Annotated in this window: 20 protein-coding genes and 1 tRNA gene; 9 read left to right on the top strand and 12 right to left on the bottom strand. The window is 70.3% G+C overall.

Annotated elements, in window-relative coordinates; translation table 11 throughout:
• Nucleotides 1–17: 17 nt before the first annotated feature.
• The 7 genes from C3E78_RS04120 to C3E78_RS04150 form a co-directional block, all read right to left on the bottom strand.
• Entirely contained in the window at nucleotides 18–2,048 is a 2,031-nt protein-coding gene (locus tag C3E78_RS04120; RefSeq protein ID WP_108577117.1) for an ABC transporter permease, read from the bottom strand.
• Nucleotides 2,045–3,079, bottom strand: coding sequence for a quaternary amine ABC transporter ATP-binding protein (locus C3E78_RS04125; protein ID WP_108577118.1), 1,035 nt, complete (start codon nucleotides 3,077–3,079; stop codon nucleotides 2,045–2,047). Before C3E78_RS04125 ends, C3E78_RS04120 begins: the two co-directional genes overlap by 4 nt.
• Nucleotides 3,076–4,791 carry a choline dehydrogenase gene (betA, locus tag C3E78_RS04130; RefSeq protein WP_108577119.1) on the bottom strand — a complete coding sequence of 572 codons (1,716 nt, stop codon included), beginning with the start codon at nucleotides 4,789–4,791 and terminating at the stop codon, nucleotides 3,076–3,078. Before betA ends, C3E78_RS04125 begins: the two co-directional genes overlap by 4 nt.
• Complete coding sequence (locus tag C3E78_RS04135) at nucleotides 4,788–6,269, bottom strand: aldehyde dehydrogenase family protein (RefSeq protein ID WP_108577120.1); 1,482 nt, start codon at nucleotides 6,267–6,269, stop codon at nucleotides 4,788–4,790. Before C3E78_RS04135 ends, betA begins: the two co-directional genes overlap by 4 nt.
• Before the next feature lie 119 nt (nucleotides 6,270–6,388).
• Complete coding sequence (locus tag C3E78_RS04140; RefSeq protein WP_108577121.1) at nucleotides 6,389–7,213, bottom strand: IclR family transcriptional regulator; 825 nt, start codon at nucleotides 7,211–7,213, stop codon at nucleotides 6,389–6,391.
• Nucleotides 7,214–7,263: 50 nt separating this feature from the next.
• Nucleotides 7,264–8,133 carry a formyltetrahydrofolate deformylase gene (gene purU, locus C3E78_RS04145; RefSeq protein ID WP_108577122.1) on the bottom strand — a complete coding sequence of 290 codons (870 nt, stop codon included), beginning with the start codon at nucleotides 8,131–8,133 and terminating at the stop codon, nucleotides 7,264–7,266.
• 2 nt (nucleotides 8,134–8,135) lie between these two features.
• The gene (locus tag C3E78_RS04150; protein WP_108577123.1) at nucleotides 8,136–9,575 is read right to left on the bottom strand and encodes a trimethylamine methyltransferase family protein; all 1,440 of its coding nucleotides are present in this window, start codon (nucleotides 9,573–9,575) and stop codon (nucleotides 8,136–8,138) included.
• 176 nt (nucleotides 9,576–9,751) lie between these two features.
• On the opposite strand from C3E78_RS04150, the gene C3E78_RS04155 reads away from it, so the two are divergent.
• The 5 genes from C3E78_RS04155 to C3E78_RS04175 are packed head-to-tail and all read left to right on the top strand — an operon-like array spanning nucleotide 9,752 to nucleotide 14,590.
• Nucleotides 9,752–10,510 carry an IclR family transcriptional regulator gene (locus C3E78_RS04155; protein WP_108577124.1) on the top strand — a complete coding sequence of 253 codons (759 nt, stop codon included), beginning with the start codon at nucleotides 9,752–9,754 and terminating at the stop codon, nucleotides 10,508–10,510.
• A complete protein-coding gene (locus C3E78_RS04160; RefSeq protein ID WP_108577125.1) occupies nucleotides 10,507–11,172 on the top strand; it encodes a corrinoid protein in 666 nt (221 codons plus the stop codon). The genes C3E78_RS04155 and C3E78_RS04160 overlap by 4 nt, the downstream gene beginning before the upstream one ends.
• Nucleotides 11,173–11,200: 28 nt before the next feature.
• Nucleotides 11,201–12,085, top strand: coding sequence for a dihydropteroate synthase (locus C3E78_RS04165; RefSeq protein ID WP_108577126.1), 885 nt, complete (start codon nucleotides 11,201–11,203; stop codon nucleotides 12,083–12,085).
• Nucleotides 12,085–13,995 (top strand): ASKHA domain-containing protein, encoded by a 1,911-nt coding sequence (locus C3E78_RS04170; RefSeq protein ID WP_108577127.1) that lies wholly within the window; start codon nucleotides 12,085–12,087, stop codon nucleotides 13,993–13,995. Before C3E78_RS04165 ends, C3E78_RS04170 begins: the two co-directional genes overlap by 1 nt.
• Complete coding sequence (locus tag C3E78_RS04175) at nucleotides 13,931–14,590, top strand: DUF1638 domain-containing protein (RefSeq protein WP_108577128.1); 660 nt, start codon at nucleotides 13,931–13,933, stop codon at nucleotides 14,588–14,590. Before C3E78_RS04170 ends, C3E78_RS04175 begins: the two co-directional genes overlap by 65 nt.
• On the opposite strand, the gene C3E78_RS04180 is transcribed toward C3E78_RS04175, so the two are convergent.
• The gene (locus C3E78_RS04180; RefSeq protein WP_108577129.1) at nucleotides 14,587–15,447 is read right to left on the bottom strand and encodes a methylenetetrahydrofolate reductase; all 861 of its coding nucleotides are present in this window, start codon (nucleotides 15,445–15,447) and stop codon (nucleotides 14,587–14,589) included. The two genes, C3E78_RS04175 and C3E78_RS04180, sit on opposite strands and share 4 nt — an antisense overlap.
• A gap of 109 nt (nucleotides 15,448–15,556) precedes the next feature.
• Between C3E78_RS04180 and C3E78_RS04185 the strand changes: the two genes are divergently transcribed.
• Nucleotides 15,557–15,630, top strand: a tRNA-Leu gene (locus C3E78_RS04185).
• Nucleotides 15,631–15,648: 18 nt separating this feature from the next.
• On the opposite strand, the gene C3E78_RS04190 is transcribed toward C3E78_RS04185, so the two are convergent.
• Nucleotides 15,649–16,344, bottom strand: coding sequence for a GAF and ANTAR domain-containing protein (locus C3E78_RS04190; RefSeq protein WP_159085810.1), 696 nt, complete (start codon nucleotides 16,342–16,344; stop codon nucleotides 15,649–15,651).
• Nucleotides 16,345–16,542: 198 nt separating this feature from the next.
• Here C3E78_RS04190 and C3E78_RS04195 point away from each other — a divergent pair, with 198 nt between their 5' ends.
• A complete protein-coding gene (locus tag C3E78_RS04195) occupies nucleotides 16,543–17,523 on the top strand; it encodes an aldo/keto reductase (RefSeq protein WP_108577131.1) in 981 nt (326 codons plus the stop codon).
• Nucleotide 17,524: 1 nt separating this feature from the next.
• On the opposite strand, the gene C3E78_RS04200 is transcribed toward C3E78_RS04195, so the two are convergent.
• A complete protein-coding gene (locus C3E78_RS04200; RefSeq protein WP_199906926.1) occupies nucleotides 17,525–18,118 on the bottom strand; it encodes a TetR/AcrR family transcriptional regulator in 594 nt (197 codons plus the stop codon).
• Between the two features lie 41 nt (nucleotides 18,119–18,159).
• Here C3E78_RS04200 and C3E78_RS04205 point away from each other — a divergent pair, with 41 nt between their 5' ends.
• Complete coding sequence (locus C3E78_RS04205; protein WP_108577133.1) at nucleotides 18,160–20,517, top strand: acetyl-CoA acetyltransferase; 2,358 nt, start codon at nucleotides 18,160–18,162, stop codon at nucleotides 20,515–20,517.
• Nucleotide 20,518: 1 nt separating this feature from the next.
• On the opposite strand, the gene C3E78_RS04210 is transcribed toward C3E78_RS04205, so the two are convergent.
• Nucleotides 20,519–20,905 (bottom strand): DUF3052 family protein, encoded by a 387-nt coding sequence (locus C3E78_RS04210; RefSeq protein ID WP_108577134.1) that lies wholly within the window; start codon nucleotides 20,903–20,905, stop codon nucleotides 20,519–20,521.
• A 9-nt stretch (nucleotides 20,906–20,914) separates the two neighbouring features.
• On the bottom strand, nucleotides 20,915–21,628 hold the full coding sequence (gene trmB / locus C3E78_RS04215) for a tRNA (guanosine(46)-N7)-methyltransferase TrmB (protein WP_235833827.1): 714 nt from the start codon (nucleotides 21,626–21,628) through the stop codon (nucleotides 20,915–20,917).
• Between the two features lie 188 nt (nucleotides 21,629–21,816).
• Here trmB and C3E78_RS04220 point away from each other — a divergent pair, with 188 nt between their 5' ends.
• Nucleotides 21,817–22,659 carry a Bax inhibitor-1/YccA family protein gene (locus tag C3E78_RS04220; RefSeq protein ID WP_108577136.1) on the top strand — a complete coding sequence of 281 codons (843 nt, stop codon included), beginning with the start codon at nucleotides 21,817–21,819 and terminating at the stop codon, nucleotides 22,657–22,659.
• The last annotated feature ends 97 nt before the right edge of the window (nucleotides 22,660–22,756 follow it).

The following is a 22,756-nucleotide window of genomic DNA, read 5'->3' on the forward strand; positions in this document are numbered from 1 at the left end:
CCTTCATCTGGTGTCGCTCAGCTCCCCGCGAACGGGGATCGGAGAAACCTTCGGTTGCCTGTCCGCGCCCGGCGGGCCGACGTTCCTTGTGCCATCCGGTCGAGCATGATCGCGAGGGCGACGATGGCGATGCCCGCGGCGAGCCCCTTGCCGAACAGCTCGGCCTGGGTGAATCCGGCGTAGACGAGGTAGCCGAGGGCGCCGGCGCCGACGAGGCCGCCGATCACGACCATCGCGAAGACGTAGAGCATCCCCTGGTTGGCGGCGAGCTGGATGCCCTTGCGCGCCATCGGCAGCTGCACCTTGGTGATGATCTGCCAGCGGCTGGAGCCGGCCGACTCGGCGGCCTCGATGACCGTGGGGGAGACGTCACGGATCGCGTCGCAGACGAGCTTGATCGCCACCGGGGAGGCGTAGACGATGCCCGCCACGATCGCGGTGAATCGCGTGGGGTCGAACAGGGCGAGGGCCGGCACGAGGTAGACGAACGGCGGCACGACCTGGGCGGCGTCCAGGACCGGCCGCAGCACCATGTCGACGCCTCTGCTCTGGGCCATCCAGACGCCGAGGACCAGCGCGAGGACCATCGTGAGGATCGTCGCCACCAGCGTCATCGTGAGGGTCACCATGCTGTCCTGCCAAAGGCCCACACCGAGGATCACCCCGATGCACACGATCGTGGTGACGAGCGAGCGCAGGCCGCCGAGGACGTACGACAGCCCGATCAGCACGAGCGCGACGAGCCACCACGGCGACTGGGCGATGAGCTCCTGCAGGGGGTTGAGCAGCCCGTACGTGATGGCGTCCTTGATCGCCCCGGTCACGGACGCCGCGTTGTCGGACAGCCACGTGGACACCGAGTCTGCGCCCTCCGCGAACGGCCGGCCGAGATCGGGCTTGTCGGGGAACGTGGCGAGGTCGAGGTACTGGCGCGAGAGCACGACGCACACGATCGCCACGACGCCGCTCGCGGCGAGGCCGATCCACCGGTTGCGGCGGCTGTGCGCGCTCGGGAGCGCCTCGCTGCGGATGCTGGCCGCGGTCGTGACGCGGTCGAGCATGATCGCCATGATCACGATGCAGAGGCCGGCGGTCGCGGCGCGGCCGACGTCGAGCGACTCCAGCGCCTTGATGACCGGCTTGCCGAGGCCCGGTCCGTCGATGAAGGCGGCGATCGTGGCCATCGAGAGGGCCGCCATGATGGTCTGGTTGACGCCGACGATGATCGTGCGCTTGGCCATGGGCAGCTGCACCTTGCGGAGCATCTGCGACCTGCTGGTGCCGAGCGACTGCATCGCCTCGATCGTCTCCTTCGAGACGCTGCGGATGCCGTGCGCGGAGATGCGGATGACCGGCGGCAGGGCGTAGATCAGGGTCACGATGACGGCGGCCGCGACGCCGATGCTGAAGAACAACGTGATGGGCAGCAGGTACACGAACGACGGCAGCGTCTGCAGCCCGTCGAGGATCGGGGTCAGGACGCTGGTCGCCCGCCTGCTCCGGCCCATCCAGATGCCGACCGGGATGCCGATCACCAGGCAGATCGCCACCGACATGAAGGTGACGATGAGGGTCTCCATGCTGGCGGTCCAGAACCCGAACAGGCCGAACGCCGCGAAGCTGAGGCCGGTCAGGACCGCCATCCGCCACCCGGCGATCGCCAGGGCGATCCACACGGCCACCGCGATGACCCCGAGCCAGCCGATCTCGGGGACCGGGCGTGGCAGGGCCGGCTCGCTGACGAGCTCGGCGAGGAACTGCGCCACGGAGTCGAGCGCATCGCTGATGTGGCCGAGACCCTGCAGGATCGCGCTGGAGTCACGGGCCGACTCCAGCTTGTCGCTGAGGTCGCCCAGCCAGTTCTGGAAGCCGGTGAGGTCCGAGCGGGCGAGCGGCCGGGTGTCCCTGCCGTTGAGGATCGTGGCGGCGATCGCGAAGACGACCAGGATCGCGGCGACGATCGCGGCCTTGCTCGTCTGTCGTTCCTCCGGGGGCGGTGGGGGTGCCTCCAGGCCGGGTTCCTCGGGGGCCAGCGTCGCGGTGCTCACGCCGCGCCTTCCTCTTCCGCCACGATGACGCGCAGGATGTCCTCGTCGGTGACGACACCGAGCAGCTTGCCGTCCTCGACGACCTTGATGGGCTTGTCGGCCTCGAGCACCTGACGAGCGGCGGTCTGGACGACCACGTTCGGGGGCAGCTCCGGTCCGTCGAGGGCCTCCCCGTCGAGCGGCGGCCGCATGACCCACTTGAGCGTCAGGACGTGCGACTTGGGCACCTCGCTGACGAAGTCGCGCACGTAGTCGTCGGCCGGGGCACCGACGACCTCGTCGGGGGTGCCGACCTGCACGACCTCGCCGTCGCGCATGATCAGGATGCGGTCGCCGAGCTTGAGCGCCTCGGACAGGTCGTGGGTGATGAAGACCATCGTCTTCTTGACCTCGTGGTGCAGGCGGATGACCTCGTTCTGCATGTCACGGCGAATCAGCGGGTCGAGGGCCGAGAACGGCTCGTCGAACAAAAGCAGGGACGGGTCCACCGCGAGCGCTCGGCCGAGGCCGACCCGCTGCTGCATGCCGCCGGAGAGCTGGTCGGGGTACGAGGCGGAGTTGCCGGACAGGCCGACCAGGTCGAGCACCTCGCGGGCCTTCGCGTGGCGCTCCTTGCGGCCGACGCCCCGCACCTCGAGGCCGTACGCGATGTTGTCGAGGACGCGTCGGTGGGGGAGCAGGCCGAAGTGCTGGAACACCATCGCGACGTGCTTGCGGCGCAGGTCGCGCAGTGCCGACTCGGACATCGTCAGCACGTCGGTGCCGTCGATCATGACCTCTCCGGCGGTGGGCTCGATCAGCCGCGTGAGACACCGCACGAGGGTCGACTTGCCCGAGCCCGACAGGCCCATGACGACGAAGACCTCTCCGCGCTGGACCTCGAAGCTGACGTCCTTGACCGCTGAGACGCACCCGGTCGTGCGGCGCAGCTCGTCGCGGGACAGCTCGCCCTCGGGGCTGCCGGGGATGCGCGAGGCGCGGGGTCCGAAGACCTTCCACAGGTTCTCCACCTTGACGGCTGGGTCGGTCATGATGACTCCTGCTTCGAGGGGACCGCGTTGCGCGGATCTCCCGGCGGGTAGAGGGGCGAGTCGTCGCGGTACCGGTAGAACGGGACATCGGTCGCGGGAGGCAGCGGTGTGTTGCCGAGGATCAGGTCCGCGGCCTTCTCGGCGAGCATCATGACCGGGGCGTAGATGTTGCCGTTGGTCACGTAGGGCATCGAGGACGCGTCGACCACGCGCAGGCCGTCGACCCCGTGCACCCGCATGGTCAGCGGGTCGAGGACGCTCATGTCGTCGGTGCCCATGCGCGCGGTGCACGAGGGGTGGAGCGCGGTCTCGGCGTCCTTGGCGACCCAGTCCAAGATCTCCTGGTCGGTCTCCACGGCCGGGCCCGGGGAGATCTCGCCGCCGTTGAACGGGTCGAACGCGGGCTGGTTGAGGATCCGGCGGGCGATGCGGACCATCTCGATCCACTCGCGGCGATCGGTCTCGGTCGACAGGTAGTTGAACCGGAGCGCAGGATGCGTGCGGGGATCGGTCGAGGTGATCTTGACCGATCCGCGCACGTCGCTGTACATCGGGCCGATGTGGACCTGGTAGCCGTGCTCGGCGGCCGGCTGCGAGCCGTCGTAGCGGATCGCGATGGGCAGGAAGTGGAACATCAGGTTGGGGTAGTCCACGAGGTCGTTGCTGCGGACGAAGCCCCCGGCCTCGAAGTGGTTCGTCGCGCCGACGCCCCGGCGCAGGAACAGCCACTCCGCGCCGATGCGCGGCTTGTGCCGGTGCTTGAGCCACGGACCGATCGAGACCGGCTGCTTGCTGGCGTACTGGATGTAGACCTCGAGGTGGTCCTGCAGGTTCTCGCCGACGCCGGGCACGTCCGCGACGGGATCGATGCCGAGCTCCGCGAGCTCCGCGGCGTTGCCGATGCCGGACAGCTGGAGGATCTGCGGGGAGTTGATCGCCCCGCCGCACAGGACGACCTCACCGGCGCCGATGCTTCGCCGGAGCCGGCCGCCGCGCAGGTAGTCGACGCCGACGACCCGCGTGCCCTGCATCCGCAGGCCGGTCACGTGGGCGAGGGTCTCGATCCGCAGGTTGGGCCGGTGCTTGACCGGGTGCAGGTACGCCCGCGCGGCGCTCAGCCGCCGGCCCCGGTGGACGTTGCGGTCGAACCGTGCGAACCCCTCCTGCCGGTAGCCGTTGACGTCGTCGGTCGGCGGGTAGCCGGCCTGCTCGGTCGCCTCGAGGAACGCGCCGAAGAGCGGGTTGGTCGCTGGTCCGCGCTCGAGCACCAGCGGGCCGGAGCCGCCGCGCCAGTCGTCCGCGCCGGCGAGACAGCTCTCCATCCGCATGAAGTACGGCAGGCAGGCCGCGTAGCTCCAGGACTCCATGCCCGGATCGGCCGCCCACCGCTCGTAGTCCAGCGGGTTGCCGCGCTGGAAGATCATCCCGTTGATGCTGCTCGACCCGCCGAGGACCTTGCCCCGGGCGTGGAAGACCCGGCGGCCGTCCATGAACGGCTCGGGCTCGGACTCGTACTTCCAGTCGTACAGGCGGTTGCCGATCGGGTAGGGGAGCGCGGCCGGCATGTGGATGAACGGGTCCAGCTTGACGTCGCTGCGCCCGGCCTCGAGCACCAGCACCGTGGTCGAGGGGTCGGCGCTCAGCCGGTTGGCCAGCGCGGACCCCGCGGAGCCGCCGCCGACGATGACGAAGTCGTAGTGGTCGCGCTTCATGAGACGTCCTTGCCGTCGAACCAGGCCTGCGGTGAGGGGTCGATGTTGTGCCAGATGTGCTTGGTCTCGCGGTACTCCTCGAGACCGGCCAGGCCGAGCTCCCGCCCGAAGCCGGACTGCTTGTAGCCGCCCCACTCCGCCTGCGGGACGTACGGGTGGTAGTCGTTGATCCACACCGTCCCCATGCGCAGCCGGCCCGCGACCCGCTCGGCGCGGCCCGCGTTGCTGGTCCACACCGCACCGGCGAGGCCGTAGATGCTGTCGTTGGCCGTGGCCACCGCGTCGTCCTCGTCGGTGAACGTCTCGACGGTGAGCACCGGGCCGAAGGACTCCTCGCGCACGACGCTCATGCCCGCGTGGCAGGAGCCGAGGATCGTGGGCAGGTAGTAGAACCCGCCGTCGTACTGCGTGCCCTGCGGCCGGGCACCGCCGGTCAGCAGCTCGGCGCCCTCGGCCAGGCCGGCCGCGACGTACGCCTCGATCTTGTCGCGGTGGGCCGCGCTGATGAGCGGTCCGGTCTCGGCGTCGTCGTCGAACGGCCCGCCGATGCGGATGCGCTCGGCCCGTCGGACCAGCTCGGCCACGAACTCGTCGTGGATCGTGTCCTGCACGAGCAGCCGCGCGCCGGCCGAGCAGACCTGACCCGAGTGCAGGAACACCGCGGTGAGCGCGAGGTCGAGCGCGGTCTCGCGGTCGGCGTCGGCGAAGACGATGTTGGGGTTCTTGCCGCCCAGCTCGAGGGCGAGCTTCTTCACCGTCGGGGCCGCCGACGCCATGATGCTGCGTCCCGTGACGAGTCCGCCGGTGAACGACACCAGGTCGACATCGGGGTGCTCGGTCAGGGTCGGGCCGACGTCCGGGCCCGCGCCGAGGACGAGGTTCGCGACGCCTGCGGGGAGACCGGCCTCCTCCAGCGCCTGCATGAGCCAGATCGAGGACGACGGGGTGAGCTCGCTGGGCTTGAGCACGAACGTGTTGCCCGCCGCGAGGGCCGGGGCGACCTTCCACGCGGTCTGGAGCAGGGGGTAGTTCCACGGCGAGATGAGCGAGCAGACCCCGACGGGCTCGTGGACGACCCGGCTGACCACATCGGCGCGACCTGCGTCGACCACGCGACCGCTCTCGGCGCCGGCGAGGCCGGCGAAGTGCCGGAAGACCGCGGTGATGTCGTCGACGTCGTAGCGCGACTCGACGACCCGCTTGCCGGTGTCGAGCGACTCCAGCCGCGCGACGGTCTCCTTGTCCCGCTCGAGCAGGTCCGCGACCCGGTGCAGCAGCGCGGCACGCTCGAGGGACGACGTCGCGGGCCAGGGGCCCTGGTCGAACGCCCGGCGGGCCGCGGCGATCGCCATCTTCGAGTCCTCGGGTCCGCCCTCGGGGACGGTGGCGACCAGGCTGCCGTCGGCCGGGCAGCGGATCTCGCGGGTCCTCCGGGACGCTGCCTCGCGCCACGTCCCATCGACGAACAGTCCGGTCACCGCGGCTCCTCGCTATCGTGCGCCCAACAGCTGGGGAGGTGCACGAGGAGGATGCGTGTTGCTTATCGTGCAACAAGTGCCAGGCTACGCAACAACCTTGGCGCCAGTGCCGCGTTACGTCAAGCGTTTTCGGGAACCCGGCCGCCGTGACCGTCCCGCCAGCCCAGGCGTTCGGAGACCTCCTGGGCGGTCCCGACGACCGACCGCACGACGTCGGCGAGACGTTCCTCGTCGAAGCGGAACGTCGGCCCCGAGACCGACAGCGAGGCGATCACGTCGCCGTGCGCGTTGTGCAGGGGTGCCGCGACAGCGGTCAGGCCGTGCTCCAGCTCGTCGACCGCGACGGCGTGACCGGCCCGGCGCACGGCGTCGACGTCGACCAGGAGCGCCTTGATCGTGGTGACAGTCGTGGGGGTGTACGGACGCAGGGGAGTGCCGACGGCGGCGGTGATCTCGGCCGGGTCGAGGCCCGACAGGAGCACCTTGCCGTTGGCGGTCGCGTGCAGCGGGATGCGCTGGCCGACCCAGTTGTGGGGCTGCAGCGACGAGCTGCCGGCGATCTGATCCAGGTAGAGCGCCGCCCCCTCGGACAGGACCGCGATGTTGACCGTCTCGCGGGTCGAGGCGGCCAGCGCCCGGGCGAGCGGGCGGGCCTCCTGCACGACGTCGAGCCGTGCCGTGGTGGCGCCGGCGAGCCGCAGGATGCCGACCCCGAGGCGGTACTTGCCGCGATCGGCATTCTGCTCCACCAGACCGCGGCGCTCGAGGGTCGCGATCAGGCGGAACGCGGTGGACTTGTGCACGTCCAGCTGGGCGGCGATCTCCGTGACCCCGGACTCGCCGTCCTGGGCGAGGATCTCCAGGATGGAGAGCGCCCGATCGACGGACTGGACCGCGCTGGTGACGGCCTTCGTCCCCTCGGGACGAGCCACCTCGTTGCTCATGTCGTGACCTTATTGCACGATCAGCAACAGTGGCGAGCGGCTCCGTGGCGTCAGCGCGGGAAGACCACGACCCGGGAACCGTCCAGCAGCAGCCGCTGCTCGGTGTGCCACTGGACGGCCGTCGCGAGCACCTGCGCCTCCACGTCGCGGCCGGCCTGCACCATCTCGTCGGGCGTCATCCGGTGGTTGACCCGGGTCACGCCCTGCTCGATGATCGGCCCCTCGTCGAGGTCCGGGGTCACGTAGTGCGCGGTGGCGCCGATCAGCTTGACCCCGCGGTCGTGCGCCTGGTGGTACGGCTTGGCGCCCTTGAAGCTCGGCAGGAACGAGTGGTGGATGTTGATGACCTGCCCCCGCAGGCGCTGGCAGGTGGTGTCCGACAGCACCTGCATGTAGCGCGCGAGAACCACCAGGTCGATCTCGAGCTCGTCGACCAGCTCGAGCAGCCGCGCCTCGGCCTCGTCCCGGGTGTCCGGCGTGACCGGCACGTGGTGGAACGGGACGTCGTACGAGTCGGCGAGCCGCTCGAAGTCGCGGTGGTTGGACACCACCGCCGGGACGACGATGTTGAGCGCACCCGTGCTCTGCCGGAACAGCAGGTCGTTGAGGCAGTGGCCGAACCGGGAGACGAGCACGAGCGTGCGGTACGGGGCGACCGCCGAGAACAGGTGCCACGTCATGCCGAGCTCGTCGGCGACCGGGGCGAAGGACTCCCGGAGCTGCTCGAGGGTCACCTCGGCCGCCTCGAAGTGCACGCGCATGAAGAACTGGTGCCCGAGCCTGTCGTCGAACTGCTGCGAGTCCACGATGTTGCCCTCGACCTGCATGAGCCAGGACGACACTGCGAACACGAGACCCGGACGGTCGGCGCAGGACAGCGTCAGCAGGTACGTCGGGGGACGCCCCTCGTCGGCCGCCATCGTCAGTCGCCGAGCTCGGCGCGGCGGCGGATGACGTAGCGCTCCAGCTCCTCGCGGATGCCGTCGTCCATCGGCGGCGGCTCGTACTCCTCCAGCCGCTTGCGGTAGATGACCGACGCCCGCTCGTTGGTGTCGAGCGAGCCGTTGCGGGTCCACTTGTCGAAGTTGTCCGAGCTGGACAGGAACGGGCGGTGGAAGCACGTGCGGAAGCGCTCCATCGTGTGCATCGCGCCGAGGAAGTGCCCGCCGTGGCCCACCTCGACGTGCGCGTCGAACGCGAGCGACGCCTCGTCGATCTCCAGGGGGGTGAACTCGGCCCGCAGCATCTGCAGGAGCTCGACGTCCATCACGAACTTCTCGTAGCCGGCGACGAGCCCGCCCTCGAGCCACCCGGCCGAGTGCATGACCCAGTTGGCGCCCGCCAGGAACGTCGGCATCAACGTCATGAGCGACTCGTAGCCGGCCTGCGCATCGGCCTGGTGGGCCGAGGTCAGGCCGCCGCCGGAGCGGAACGGCAGCCCGAACCGGCGGGCGATCTGGCCCGTGCACAGCAGGCCGATGCCGGACTCCGGGGTGCCGAAGCACGGCGAGCCCGACTGCATGTCGATGTTGGACAGGAACGAGCCGAAGATCACCGGCGTGCCGGGCCGGATGAGCTGCGCCAGCGCGATGCCGGACAGCGCCTCGACGATCTGCTGCACGAGGGCGGCCGGGATCGTGACGGGTGACATCGCGCCCATCAGGATGAACGGGGTCAGGACGACAGGCTGCCCGGCCTTGGCGTACTCCAGCAACGACTCGAGCATGCGGTCGTCCCAGCGCAGCGGGGAGTTGCAGTTGATCAGGGAGATCGAGACCGGCGTCTCCTCGATGGCCTCCCGGCCGCCGAACAGGATCTCGCCCATCGCGATCGTGTCGCGGGCGTTGACCCCCGACACCACGTTGCCCATGTAGACCTTGTCGGTCAGCGTCTGCAGGGCGAGCAGCATGTCGAGGTGCCGCGAGTCGAGCGGCGTGTCGTACGGCTCGCAGATGATGCCGCCCGCGGAGTCGAGCTCGTCGTAGCCCTGGGCGAGCTTGGTGAAGTTGCGGAAGTCGTCCATCATCGCGTCCCGCCGGACCGCTCCCTCGCGGACGAACGGCGGCCCGTAGACGCCGCTGAACGCCATGAAGTCGCCGCCGATGTGCACGTTGTTGGCGGGGTTGCGGGCCTGGACGTCGAACTCGCGCGGGGCCTTGGCGACCTGGGCGAGCACGAACTCGGGGTCCAGGAAGACCGTGTTGTCGACCACCTTCTGGCCGGCCTGGCGGAACAGCTCGAGGGCGTCGTCGTGCATGAACTCGACGCCGACCTCGGTCATCAGGCGGCGCCACGCGGTCTCCAGGGACGCCATCGCGTCCTCGGACAGGATCTCGTAGCGCGGCATCGTGTTCTTGAACATCGGACCTCCAAGGACGGAGCGGGGCCTGGGGGAAATCTCCTGCACCGTTGTGCTTGACCCCTGCGATTCGGGATCCTACCCTCATGTTGTGGGAATGTGGTTCCACAATATGGAACAAATCTGGTGAATGTGAAGAGCGCATCCGCAGGAGGTTCCCGGCGAAAGGTCGCACCCCGATGAGCAACGGCACGCAGTCCCTCGACCGAGCGGCCGAGCTGTTGTCGCTCGTGGTCCGCGCCGAGGAGCCGATCACCTACACCTCGATCGTGGAGCAGACCGGGCTGGCCAGGTCGACGGCTTCGCGCCTGCTGCAGAGCCTCGAGCGCAACGGCCTGCTCGAGCGCGACCCCGACGGAGCCTTTCGCGGTGGGGCCCTGTTCGAGCACTACGCGCGCCGGTTCGACCGCGTCGAAGCACTGGTGGCGACCGCGCAGCCCACGCTCGACCGGATCGCCGAGGCGACCGGCGAGACCGTCAACCTCGCCGTGGCGCGTGGCGGCACCGTCGTCCAGGTTGCCCAGGTGGACTCGACCTACATGCTCGGCGCGATGAACTGGGTGGGCATCGACGTGCCCCCGCACTGCTCGTCCCTCGGCAAGGTCATGCATGCGTTCGGCGCTCTGCCACTGCCCAAGGGCGAGCTGGTGCGCCGGTCGCCGGCGACCATCACGGACCTCGACGCGTACCGCGAGGAGCTGGACGCCGTGCGCGGCAGGGGGTTCGCGATCACCCGCGGCGAGCTGGAGCAGGGGCTCGACGGCGTCGCCGCCCCCGTCCGCGGTGACGACCAGCGGGTCGTCGCGGCCGTCGGCGTGTCCGGGCCGGCCTTCCGGCTCGAGGACTCCCACAAGAGCATCGGTGACCTGCTGGTGACCGAGTCCCAACGGCTGACCGGGCTGCTCGCCCGGCACGCACGAAAGGTTTCTCCGTCATGACACCACAAGAAGTGCTGCAAGGGCTGTACGACGAGACGCTGGTCGGCAACGCCCCGCGCGTGCTCGAGCTGACGAACCTCGGGATCGAGATGGACATGGGGCCCGAGACCCTGCTGTTCGACGCCCTCATCCCGTCGCTCGAGGAGGTCGGCGCCCGGTTCGAGCGCGGTGACTTCTTCGTCCCCGAGATGCTGATCGCCGGACGCGCGATGAGCGGTGCGCTCGACGTGCTGCGTCCCCTGCTGGCCGAGACCGGCGCCGAGACCGTCGGCACGTTCCTGATGGGCACGGTCAAGGGCGACGTGCACGACATCGGCAAGAACCTCGTCAACATCATGCTCGAGGGTGCGGGCTTCCACGTGATCGACCTGGGCGTGCAGGTGCCGCCGGAGAAGTTCATCGACGCGATCAACGAGCACCACCCCGACATCGTCGGGATGTCGGCGTTCCTCACCACGACGATGCCGATGTTCAAGGCCAACATCAACGCGCTCGAGAAGGCCGGCATGCGCGACCAGGTCATCGTGATGGTCGGCGGTGCCCCGGTGACCCAGGAGTACGCCGACGCGGTGGGTGCCGACGCCTACGCACCCGACGCGTCCGCCACGGTCAAGAAGGCCAAGGCACTGATCGCCGAGCGCCGCGCGTCCGTCGCGGTCTGACCCCTCAACCCCAGCCAGGAGCCGCCCCGTGCACACCGTCATCCGATCGGCCAGCCAGGAGGTCGTGCTCGGTCACGACCAGAAGTTCTGCATCATCGGCGAGCGCATCAACCCGACGGGTCGACGCATCTTCCAGGAGCAGCTGCGCGCCGGCGACCTGTCGGCGATCGAGCGTGACGTCGCGGCCCAGGTGGCCGGCGGCGCGATGGTGCTCGACGTCAACATGGGCGTCCCGCTGACCGACGAGGCCGACCTCCTGGGGCGGGCGATCAGGCTGGTCCAGAGCACGTGCGACCTGCCGATCTGCATCGACTCCTCGGTGGTCGAGGCGCTCGAGGTGGGGCTCCAGGCGTACGAGGGCCGGGCGCTGGTCAACTCGATCACCGCCGAGGACGACCGGATGGCGGCGATCCTCCCGCTGGTCAAGAAGTACGACGCCGCGGTGATCGCGCTGCCCAACGACCACGACGAGATCCCGATGGAGCCGGAGAAGCGGATCGAGCTGGTCGAGAAGATCGTCCGCGTCGCGACGACCGAGTACGGCATCGCGCTGGAGGACATCGTCATCGACCCGCTCGCGATGCCGATCGGCGCCGACCCGCAGGTGGGACGCTCGTTCTTCAACACGGTCTCGATGATCCGGGAGCGGTGGGGCCTCAACACGACGTGCGGGGCGGGCAACAACTCGTTCGGCATGCCCGGTCGCGACGACCTGGGTGCCTCGTTCCTGCCGATGGCGATCGCGTCGGGCCTGACGTCGGCGATCATGGACGCCCGCAGCCCCCGCATGGTCCGCGCGGTCAAGGCCGCCGACGTGGTGATGGGCAACGACGAGTGGGGCATGGCCTGGATCTCCGAGCACCGGGCGGCACAGGCTGCCGAGAAGGCGGCCCAGGAGGCGGCGAGCGCCTGATGACCCAGCAGCCGCGCCGTTCCCGGGCGATCCACGTCGACGAGGACGCCGAGCAGGAGGCCCATCCCGAGTGGGACGGGACGGGCCGCCTGCGGCTGCGGTTCACCCCCGCCGACCGGGAGGTGCGCGTCCCGCCGGCGGTGTCGGTGTTCGACGCGGCCAGCTGGAACGGCATCGCGGTGGACTCGACCTGCGGGGGTCACGGCACGTGCAAGAAGTGCAAGGTCAAGATCCTCGACGGCACGGTGCCGGTGTCGCCCATGGACCAGCGGGCGTTCGGGCCCGACCAGCTGGCGGACGGCTGGCGGCTGGCGTGCCTGGCGGCGGTGCACACGGACCTGGCGATCGAGATCCCGCCGCTCACGACCCGGCCCAAGGCCGCGACGGTCGGGGTGGGCCGGCAGGTCATCCTGCGTCCCGCGATCCAGAAGCGGTACGTCGAGCTGGCCGAACCCACGCTGTCCGACCAGGTTCCGGACGTCGACCGGTTGCTCGCCGCGATCGACGACCTCGAGCCGACGGTCAGCCTGCACGCGCTGCGCCGCATCCCATCTGTCCTCCGCGCAGCCGACTGGAAGGTCACCGCGGTCGTCGTCGGCGACCAGCTGATCGACGTGGAGCCGGGCGACACGTCCGCGACGCACCACGCGCTGGCGTTCGACCTCGGCACCACGACCGTCGTCGCGACGCTCCTCGACACCGCGACCGGCACGCCCGTCGCGGTCGCGTCGATGCTCAACAAGCAGCAGCCGTTCGGCGGTGACGTCATCACCCGCATCAGCGCGACGATGATGGACCCCGACGTCCTCCCGCGCCTCACCGAGCTGGCGAAGGACACGCTCGCCGAGCTCACCGAGAACGTCTGCACCGAGGCCGGCATCGACCGGGCCCAGGTCTACGAGATCGCGCTCGCCGGCAACGCGACGATGGTCTCGCTGCTGCTGGGCATCGATCCCGAGCCGATCGGCGTCGCCCCGTTCATCCTGAGCTCGCGCAGCACGCCGACCGTCGCGGCGGCCGACCTCGGCGTCGCGATCCACCCCGCGGCACCCGCGTACGTGCTGCCGTCGCTCGGTGCGTACGTGGGCGGTGACATCGTCGCGGGCACCCTGGCGTCCGGCATGGACCGCGACAAGCGTCTGCGCCTGTTCATCGACGTCGGCACCAACTGCGAGATCGTCCTCGGCGACGGGGAACGGCTGCTGTCCACCGCCGCCCCGGCCGGCCCGGCGTTCGAGGGCGGCCAGATCCGCTGCGGCATGCGTGCGGCTGACGGCGCGATCGAGGTCGTCACCCTGAGCGACGACGACGTCGCGCTGCAGGTCATCGGTGACGTCGAGCCCAAGGGCCTGTGCGGGTCAGGACTGGTCGACGCGGTGTCCGAGCTCGTGCGCGTCGGTCTGCTGGACAGCTCGGGACGCCTGATCAGCCAGGACGCCGCCCGCGAGCTGCTGCCCAAGCTGGCCGGGCGACTGCTGCAGATCGGCCAGGAACGCGTCTTCGTCCTGCACTGGGCCGGCGCGGAGGGTGACGTCTCGGAGTCGACGTACATCTCCCAGCGCGACGTCCGCGAGCTGCAGTTCGCCAAGGCGGCCATCTCCACCGGCTGGACGCTCCTGCTGGAGGAGATGGGGGTCAACGCGGCGGACGTGCAGCAGGTCCTGCTCGCGGGGTCCTTCGGGTCCTATCTCTCACCTGCCAGCGCGATCCGGATCGGTCTCGTGCCCTCGCTCCCGGTCCTGCGCATCGTCAGCGCCGGCAACGTGGCCGGGGAGGGCGCCAAGATGACGCTGCTCAGCCAGGCCGAGCGCGCCGGCGCCGATGCGCTGCTGAAGGAGGTGTCGTATGTCGAGCTCTCGGACCGACCGGACTTCAACGACCGGTTCGTCGACCTCCTCGCCTTCCCCTAGTCGGGCCTCCGGCAGGACCGCCGTCATCGCGTGCGGCGCCATCGCGCAGCCCGTCGCCGAGCTCGTCGCGACGCACGTGTGGCCGGTCGACGTCCACCCGCTGCCGCCGTTGCTGCACAACGCGCCACACCTGATCGCGGCCGAGGTCGAGGAGCTCCTGCTCGCGCTGCGACCGGCGTACGGGACCGTCGCGATCGCCTACGCCGACTGCGGGACGTACGGGGAGCTCGACGCGGTCTGCGAGCGTCACGGCGTCCGGCGCCTGGCCGGGCTGCACTGCTACGACGTGTTCGGCGGGACCGACCGGGTGCGTGCGATGTTCGAGCAGCAGCCCGGCACGTACGTGCTGACGGACTTCCTGGTGCGGTCGTTCCGTCGCACCGTCGTGCGTGAGCTGGGCCTCGACCGGCACCCCGAGCTGCGCGACGACTACTTCCAGCACTACACGCGGGTCGTCTGGCTCGCGCAGGAGCCCGACGACGAGCTGCGTGCCCTGGCCGCGGACGCCGCCGAGCAGCTTGGCCTGCCGCTGACCGAGGTCGACGCCGGGCTGGGTGGTCTGGACCGGTCGATGCGGGCCCTGCTCGGCGTCTAGGCCGAGTGCGCGGTCGCGCCGAGCCGGGCCAGCAGCTCCTGGCGCCACGCCTCGGTCTCGGCGACCTGGTTGAACGTGAACAGGTGCAGCCCCTCGACGTGGGACGCGGGCTCCTGCGTCGTCGGTGCGATGCGCTCGAGGAACTTCTCGGGGCTGAAACCGCCCGGCATCGCGATCCGGGCGAACACCGACTTGTTCTTGGCCAGGAAGCGGGTCGACTCGCTGACGCCGATCTTGGTGGCCATCGCCAGCAGCTTCGTGCGCTCGACAGGTCCCGGCATCCCGATCAGCAGTGGCATGACGGCGCCGCGGGAGCGCACGCGCTGCACCCAGGTACGGACGACCTGGGGGTCGAAGCACAGGTTGCTCACCAAGGTGGTGGCGTGGTGCCGCTTGTCCCACATCGCCTGCACGGTGACGTCGTCGGCGATCGTCGGGTGCGACTCGGGATAGCCGGTCACCCCGACGTGATGGAACGGGCTGCCCATCGCGGTCAGGTCCTGCAGCAGGTCGAGCGATCCCGCGTAGTCGCCGGCCGGGTCGGCGTCGCCGGCCGGGACGAAGACGCTGTCGATGCCGATCGCGCGGAGGCGGTCCACGATCTCGGTGAGCTCGGCGCGACCGCTGATCATCCGCGCCGCGAGGTGTGGGACGGCCTGGTAGCCGTGGCCGACGAGCCGCTCGGCCAGGTCCAGCGTCGCATCCATGCCCTTGCCGGGGGAGGCCGTGACGGTCAGGGTGTGCCCGCGCGGGAGGGACTCGAGGATCTTGTCCTCGATGGACGCCGTGGGCAGGACCTCGTAGCGAGAGCTCTCGAGCAGCCTGCGCAGCTCGCGTGCCGTGGATTTGTTGCGCATGAGGCAACTCATTTCGTGATACGCACCGGAACTCCAGCGTATCCCGGGTGGGCGGGGCGCGGAAGGGTTCCGGCAGGGCGAACCGCGGCCGCCGCTAGGCTGGCGACCGGCTCCCGTAGCCCAACTGGCAGAGGCAGATGGCTTAAACCCGTCACAGTGTGGGTTCGAATCCCACCGGGAGCACCGTGCGCGGGCCGGCGATCAGGCGAGCAGGTCCGGCCGCAGCCCGTTCTCGACGATGTCTCCGGCCACGAGGTGGAGCTTGCGGTTGCGAGCCTGGGACAGGCGGACGAGCGCGGCGAACGCCTGGTCGGCCGTGATCCCGAGCCGCTGCATGAGCATGCCCTCGGCCTGTCCGATGATCGTCCGGGTGACGAGGGCGGACTCCAGTGCCTGCTGCTCCTGGGCGCCGGCGACCGCCATGGCGACGTGGGAGGCCAACACCTGGGCGGTCGCGCGCTGGACGGGGGTGAACGCACCCGGGGTCCGCGAGTAGAGGCTGAGGCTGCCGATCTCGCGGGGCCCGACGAACAGCTGCAGGGCCAGGACGCTCCGGATGCCGAGGCCGTCCGCGGCCTGCTTGGACCACTGCGGCCACCTGTCGTCGACCAGCAGGTCGTCGGCGTGGACGGTCTCGTGCTCGCCGATGCTCTGCCGGCTCGGTCCCTCGCCGACCTCCTGCTGGAGCAGGTCCGCACGGGACGCCGTGTCGTCGGTCGGCGCGACCGTCTGGATGCGCCGCCCCTTCCTCACCAGCGTGATGCCGGCATGGTCACAGCCCTCGACCACGGCCACGGCGGTCGCGGTCGCGCTCTCGTAGGTGGCGGTGGGGCCCGGCTCGGTGGTGAGCTCCCGAGCGATGCGGGAGAATGGGTCCCCGGCCGGATCGTTGAACATGTTCTGATTCTCACCAACGATCCGCTGCTGCGCCACACGGATTTGCACGTCCTCAACGGGGTAGAGGACGTGCAGGGCCCTGACACCGCGCCGCGGTCGGTTCATGTCCCGAGGCGCCGCCGGGTTCAGCACATGAGACGGCGGCGCCGCCCTCTTTCTCGACCAGCCCGTCTGGTCGCCGACACAAGGAGCACAGCCATGGAGACACGCACACTCGGCCGCACGGGACGGGACGTCTCGGTCGTCGGGCTCGGCACCTGGCAGCTGGGCGCCGACTGGGGAGACGTCGACCACGACGAGGCGCTCGCGGTCCTCGACGGAGCGGTCGGGAGCGGGGTCACCTTCTTCGACACCGCGGACGTGTACGGCGACGGGCGCAGCGAGCAGCTCATCGGGGAGTACCTGCGCTCGCAGGCCGCAGCGGACATCTTCGTGGCCACGAAGATGGGTCGTCGCGCCGAGCAGGACCCGAAGAACTTCACGCTGGACGCGTTCCGGGCCTGGACCGAGCGCTCACGTCGCAACCTCGGCGTCGACACCCTCGATCTCGTGCAGCTGCACTGCCCGCCCAGCGCGGTGTTCTCCGACGACCAGGTCTTCGACGACCTGGACACGCTGGTCGCGGAGAACGTCATCGCGGCGTACGGCGTGAGCGTGGAGACCGTGGAGGAGGCACTCATCGCGATCCGCCGCCCACATGTGGCCTCGGTCCAGATCATCTTCAACGCGTTCCGGCTCAAGCCGCTGGACGAGGTGCTGCCCGCTGCGCGCGCCGCTGGTGTCGGGATCATCGCCCGCGTGCCGCTGGCGTCCGGCCTGCTGTCGGGGCGCTACACGGCCGACACCACCTTCGCCGCCGACGACCATCGCACGTACAACCGCACGGGCGACGCGTTCGACGTCGGCGAGACGTTCTCCGGTGTCGACTTCGAGACGGGCGTGAAGGCGGCCCGCGAGTTCGCGGACCTCGTGCCCGAGGGGGTCGAGCCGGCCCAGGCGGCCATCGCGTGGATCCTCGCCCAGGACGGCGTGACGGCAGCCATCCCCGGTGCCCGCAACGTCCAGCAGGCGCGCGGCAACGCCGCGGCGGCCGGGGTCGTGCTGCCGGCCGACTTCGACGCCGGCGTCCGTGACATCTACGACCGCCTGCTGCGCGACGCGGTGCACCCGCGCTGGTAGGTCAGGAGTCGGCGGCGGCGAGCACGAAGTCGACGAGGGACGCGGCGAGCTCGTCGATGCCGTCGGCGTCCATCACCGCCGGCGCCACCAGTGCGTGCATGAGCGCTCCGCCGAGCAGGGTGTCCAGCAGCAGCGTGACCGAGGTGCCGGGCCGCAGCTCGCCGCGGTCGATCCCGCGCCGCACCGTCGAGCGGGCCGCGTGCACCTGCGACGCCCGCCAGGTGTCCCAGGTCTCGCGCAGCTCGGGCGTCATGGACGCCTCGGTCGCCATGCGGAACGCGGCCGCCTTGAGGTCGCCGAAGTAGTAGCGCATGTGGTGGGTGACGATCTCGCGCAGGTCGCCGGGCAGCGAGCCGGTGTCGACGTCCTCGACCGTGACCAGCGTCGTGACGAGGGAGTCGATCAGCAGGGTCCTCCGGTCGGGCCAGCGCAGGTAGATCGACGCCTTGCCGACGCCGGCCTCGCGGGCCACCGCGTCGATGCTGAAGCCCGACCAGCCGTGGCGGCCGTAGACCCGGCACGCCGCGTGACGGACCCGCTGCCCCATCGCGGGATCGCGGGGACGACCCGGGCTCCGTGTTGTGATGGTCGTCACCTCCTTGATTACTGAACGACAATCGTCAGTATCATCATCGCATGAACGCACCCCTGGATCCGCGAACTCCGATTCTCGTCGGGGTGGGTCAGCACGCCGAACGAGTCGACGAGCCCGACTACCGAGGGCTCTCCGCGGTCGGGCTGGCCGCCGAGGCGGCACGCAACGCCCTGGCCGATGCGGGCAGCGCGGACCTCGCGGCGTCGATCGACACCCTCGCGGCGATCCGTCAGTTCGAGATCTCGACCCCCATCGGCTTCGCGCCGCTCGGCCGCTCCACCAACGTGGCGCGCTCGATCGCGAACGAGATCGGGGCCGATCCGGGGCGCGCGATCCTCGAGGTCGCGGGAGGCCAGGGCCCGCAGCACCTGGTGTCCGAGCTGGGCGACACGATCGCCCGCGGTGACGCGGACGTGGTGCTGCTCGTGGGCTCCGAGGCGATCTCGACGGCCCGCCACCTCGCCCACGCCGAGGACAAGCCGGACTTCAGCGACGACCCCGGGGGCTCGGTCGAGGACCGCGGCTACGGCCTGCGCGGCGTCGTCACGGTCTCGCAGGTCCGGCACGGGCTGACGGACACCCCGAGCCAGTACGCGCTGCTCGAGCACGCGCGCCGCGCCCGGCTCAAGGTCGACCGCGAGACGTACGCCCGGTCGATGGGTGAGCTGTTCGCACCGTTCACGCGGGTCGCCGCCGCGAACCCCCTCTCGGCCGCCCCGACCGAGCGTTCCGCGGAGGAGCTCGTCACCGTCACCGAGCGCAACCGCATGGTCGCCGACCCCTACCCGAAGTTCGTGGTCGCTCGCGACCAGGTCAACCAGGCCGCTGCGGTGCTGATGATGTCGGTCGAGGCCGCGCGCCGCCTGGGCGTCCCGGAGGACCGCTGGGTGTTCGTCCACGGCCACGCCGACACCGCGGAGCGCTCGATCATCGATCGTCCTGATCTCGGCGCCAGCCCGGCCGCCGTGCTGGCCGTGACGCACGCGCTCGCCGTCGCCGGCATCGGCGTCGACGACCTCGCGCACCTGGACCTGTACAGCTGCTACCCGATCGCGGTCTCGGCCGTCTGCGACGGTGTCGGTCTCGCGGCCGACGACCCGCGCGGCCTCTCGGTCACCGGCGGGCTGCCGTTCTTCGGGGGAGCGGGCAACAACTACTCGATGCACGCGATCGCCGAGATCGTCGCCCGGGTTCGCGCGACCCCCGGCGCGTACGGGATGGTCGCCGCCAACGGCGGCATCCTGTCCAAGTACTCGGTGGGCGTGTACGCGACCACCCCGCGTCCGTGGACGGTCGTCGACAACGACGCGCTGCAGGAGGAGCTGGACGCCGAGCCGCCCGCCCCCACGACGTCGACGCCCAGCGGCTGGGCCACGATCGAGACGTACACCGTCAAGCACGAGCGCAGCGGACCCACGGGCATCGTCGTGGGCCGGCTCGAGTCCGACGGCAGCCGGTTCCTCGCCACGACGGTCAGGGGCGACCAGGACGTCGTCGACCTCCTGATGGGCGACGCGGAACCCCTCGGCTCGCGCGTCTTCGTCCGCTCGTTCGGCTACGGCAACCGGGTCACCCTGACCCGTGACCGGGCCGACGAGCTCCTCCCCGTGCCCCGCGTGGGCCTGCGCGACGACTACGAGCACGTCGCCGTGCGCCGCGACGAGCACGTCCTGGAGGTCACGATCGACCGACCCGACGTGCGCAACGCGCTGCACTCGGCCGCCCATGTCGAGCTCGAGCAGGTCTTCGACGCCTTCGAGGCCGATCCCGAGCTGTGGGTCGCGATCATCACCGGCGCCGGCAAGGACGCGTTCTGCGCCGGCAACGACCTGGCCGCCACCGCGGGCGACCTGCCGTGGTTCCCCGACAGCGGCTTCGGTGGCCTGACGTCCCGTCACCTGCGCAAGCCGGTCATCGCGGCCGTCAACGGTGCGGCGATGGGTGGAGGCTTCGAGATCGTGCTGGCCTGCCAGCTCGCGGTCGCGGACGAGTCGGCGAAGTTCGCGCTCCCCGAGGTCAAGGTGGGGCTGTTCGCCGCGGCCGGTGGCGTCGTGCGGCTGCCGCGGGCGATCCCGGAGAAGATCGCCCACGAGATGATCCTGACCGGCCGGTCGATCAGCGCCGAGGAGGCGCTCGAGCTCGGCCTGGTCAGCCGCATCGTCCCGAAGGGGGACGTGCTGGCGGCCGCCCGCCGGCTGGCGGCCGAGATCGTCGCCGTCTCACCGACGTCCGTGCGCCTGTCGCTGGAGGCGATGGAGCAGACCCGCGGCATAGCCGACCCGGTCGAGGCCGCCCGTCACGAGACCGACGCGATGGACCAGCTGCTCATCAGCGAGGACACGCTCGAGGGGGTCATGGCGTTCGCCGAGAAGCGCACGCCGCAGTGGCGGAACCGCTGACCTACGACTGCTCGATGCGCAGCGCGGCCCAGGTGTCGTCGAGGAGCACGGACTCCTCGGCGTACCAGCCGTAGTCGGCGACGAGCTCCTGGATCGAGTCCTCGTCGATGTCGGTGTTGTCGTCGGCCGGGTAGCAGACCCAGACCACCGGGATCGAGCCGATCCGGGGGAGGACCTCGTCGAACTGGTCGGCCAGCACGAGCCGGTCGTCGGCCACCAGGATCGCGGCGTCGACCGACTCCGGGTCGTCCTCGTCGCGGACCTCGATCATCTCGGCGCCCTCGGGCATCGGGTCCAGGAGGGTCGTCTCCTCGACCGACGTGCCGATGACCCAGACGACGAACCCGTCGGAGATCCGTAGCTTCTCGGCGTTGCTCGGCTCGCTCATGCGGTCATCCTAGGGCGTCCGACGGACTGCGCGGAGGTCCCGGATGTCGCGGTCGACGGCCAGTCCCTTGCCCTCGAACCGGGTCTGCGGGCGCCCCTCGAAGCGCTCGGACCAGTCGCCGGTGAACTCGAAGTCCGGCGAGCCGGCCAGCACCTCGAGCATCTGGTCCGCGTAGTCCTGCCAGTCCGTCGCGAGGCGCCACACGCCGCCCGGCTCGAGCACCCGCGCCGCCAGGGCCGCGAACTCGGGCGTGACGAGTCGTCGCTTCTGGTGACGCTTCTTGTGCCAGGGGTCGGGGAACCAGATGCGCAGCTCGTGCACCGATCCCTCGGGCAGCATCGTCGTCAGGACCTCGGCGGCGTTGACGATCGCGAGCCGCACGTTGGTGACGCCCTCGTGCCGCATCGTGACGAGGGTCTGCGCGACACCCGGGACGTAGACCTCGAGGCCGAGGAAGTCGAGCTCCGGGTGCTGCTGCGCGGCGTGCACGATGGCCTCGCCCCGGCCGCTGCCGATCTCCACGACCAGTGGCGCCCGGCGGCCGAAGACGGCCTCCTGGTCCAGCACGTACGACGGGTCGACCGACGTGTTGGGGCCGTGCCGCGGCACGTCGAGGACGTACGTCTCGGCCAGCGCGTCCCACGCGGCCTGCTGGCGCTCGGTCAGGCGTCCTCCGCGGCGGGTGAACGAGACGGGCTGCGAGCGATACGGCGACGGTTCCACTCGGGCTAGCGTAGACGCCGTGGACATCAGCCCAGCGTGCCGCGTCGGCCACCTCCCAGAGGTCCGGGGCTGAGCCCCGGAACGTTGCGCAGGACAACGACAAATTCGGGATCAAACAACCTGTCGACGGCGTTGGATACAGTGGAAGCAACGACTCCATCTTTCGGAGCCATCCCACGGAGGGAAACATGAAGAGCAGCAACCCTGTCTTCGCCCGCAGCGCCGAGTTCAACGGCCGCGGCGGCGCGATCGCCAACGACCCGTCCCAGTGGCAGGTCGACCTCAACGGCTCACCGACGCACACCGAGCGCGGCACCGGCACCGGCCGGATGACCATCGACTCGGTCGTCGAGAAGACCGCCATCACGCTGGGCGTCCTGACGCTCGCCGCAGCCGTCACCTGGTTCGCGATCGGCGACTTCGTCGACCCGACCACCGGTGAGGCCGCCTACGGCAAGGCCGCCACGTTCGCCACCCTCGGTGCCATCGTCGGCTTCGTCCTGGCGATGGTCAACTCGTTCAAGAAGGTCATCAGCCCCGCGCTGGTCCTGGCCTACGCGGCCTTCGAAGGTGTCTTCATCGGCGCCTTCTCCAAGGTCATCGCGGCCTACGTCGACGCCCCGTCGATCGTGTTCCAGGCGGTGCTCGGAACGGTCATCGCCTTCGGTGGCACGCTCGCGGCGTACAAGTTCTTCAACATCCAGGTCACCGACCGGTTCCGCAAGGTCGTCACGATCGCGATGTTCAGCGTCGTCGGCGTCCTGCTGGTCAACCTGCTGCTGAGCGTGACCGGTGTCCTCGACAACGGCGGCCTGCGCGGCTTCAACACGCTGGGCCTGCTGGTCTCCTGCGTGCTGGTCGTGCTCGCGGTCTTCATGCTGATCATGGACTTCGACTACGTCGAGAAGGGCGTCGCGGCGGGCATCCCCGAGCGCGAGGCCTGGCGCGCGGCGTTCGGCCTGACGGTCACCCTCGTCTGGCTGTACATCGAGCTCCTGCGCATCCTCGCGATCCTTCGCGGCGACAACTGATCACCTGCACGCAGCCCTGAGCTGACGATGGCCGGTCCCCTCGGGGGCCGGCCATCGGTCTGTTCCGGGGACGTCATCCCGCGCGAGGCGCAGGCGC

Origin of the sequence: Aeromicrobium chenweiae (assembly GCF_003065605.1) — a bacterium.
GTDB classification, from domain to species: Bacteria; Actinomycetota; Actinomycetes; order Propionibacteriales; family Nocardioidaceae; genus Aeromicrobium; species Aeromicrobium chenweiae.

Excerpts from the sequence above, each read along its gene's own strand:
- C3E78_RS04125 (WP_108577118.1), bottom strand. The coding sequence starts at position 3,079 with ATGACCGACCCAGCCGTCAAGGTGGAGAACCTGTGGAAGGTCTTCGGA.
- betA (WP_108577119.1), bottom strand. The coding sequence starts at position 4,791 with ATGAAGCGCGACCACTACGACTTCGTCATCGTCGGCGGCGGCTCCGCG.
- C3E78_RS04140 (WP_108577121.1), bottom strand. The coding sequence starts at position 7,213 with ATGAGCAACGAGGTGGCTCGTCCCGAGGGGACGAAGGCCGTCACCAGC.
- purU (WP_108577122.1), bottom strand. The coding sequence starts at position 8,133 with ATGGCGGCCGACGAGGGGCGTCCCCCGACGTACCTGCTGACGCTGTCC.
- C3E78_RS04150 (WP_108577123.1), bottom strand. The coding sequence starts at position 9,575 with ATGTTCAAGAACACGATGCCGCGCTACGAGATCCTGTCCGAGGACGCG.
- C3E78_RS04155 (WP_108577124.1), top strand. The coding sequence starts at position 9,752 with ATGAGCAACGGCACGCAGTCCCTCGACCGAGCGGCCGAGCTGTTGTCG.
- C3E78_RS04160 (WP_108577125.1), top strand. The coding sequence starts at position 10,507 with ATGACACCACAAGAAGTGCTGCAAGGGCTGTACGACGAGACGCTGGTC.
- C3E78_RS04170 (WP_108577127.1), top strand. The coding sequence starts at position 12,085 with ATGACCCAGCAGCCGCGCCGTTCCCGGGCGATCCACGTCGACGAGGAC.
- C3E78_RS04175 (WP_108577128.1), top strand. The coding sequence starts at position 13,931 with ATGTCGAGCTCTCGGACCGACCGGACTTCAACGACCGGTTCGTCGACC.
- C3E78_RS04180 (WP_108577129.1), bottom strand. The coding sequence starts at position 15,447 with ATGCGCAACAAATCCACGGCACGCGAGCTGCGCAGGCTGCTCGAGAGC.
- C3E78_RS04190 (WP_159085810.1), bottom strand. The coding sequence starts at position 16,344 with ATGTTCAACGATCCGGCCGGGGACCCATTCTCCCGCATCGCTCGGGAG.
- C3E78_RS04195 (WP_108577131.1), top strand. The coding sequence starts at position 16,543 with ATGGAGACACGCACACTCGGCCGCACGGGACGGGACGTCTCGGTCGTC.
- C3E78_RS04205 (WP_108577133.1), top strand. The coding sequence starts at position 18,160 with ATGAACGCACCCCTGGATCCGCGAACTCCGATTCTCGTCGGGGTGGGT.
- C3E78_RS04210 (WP_108577134.1), bottom strand. The coding sequence starts at position 20,905 with ATGAGCGAGCCGAGCAACGCCGAGAAGCTACGGATCTCCGACGGGTTC.
- C3E78_RS04220 (WP_108577136.1), top strand. The coding sequence starts at position 21,817 with ATGAAGAGCAGCAACCCTGTCTTCGCCCGCAGCGCCGAGTTCAACGGC.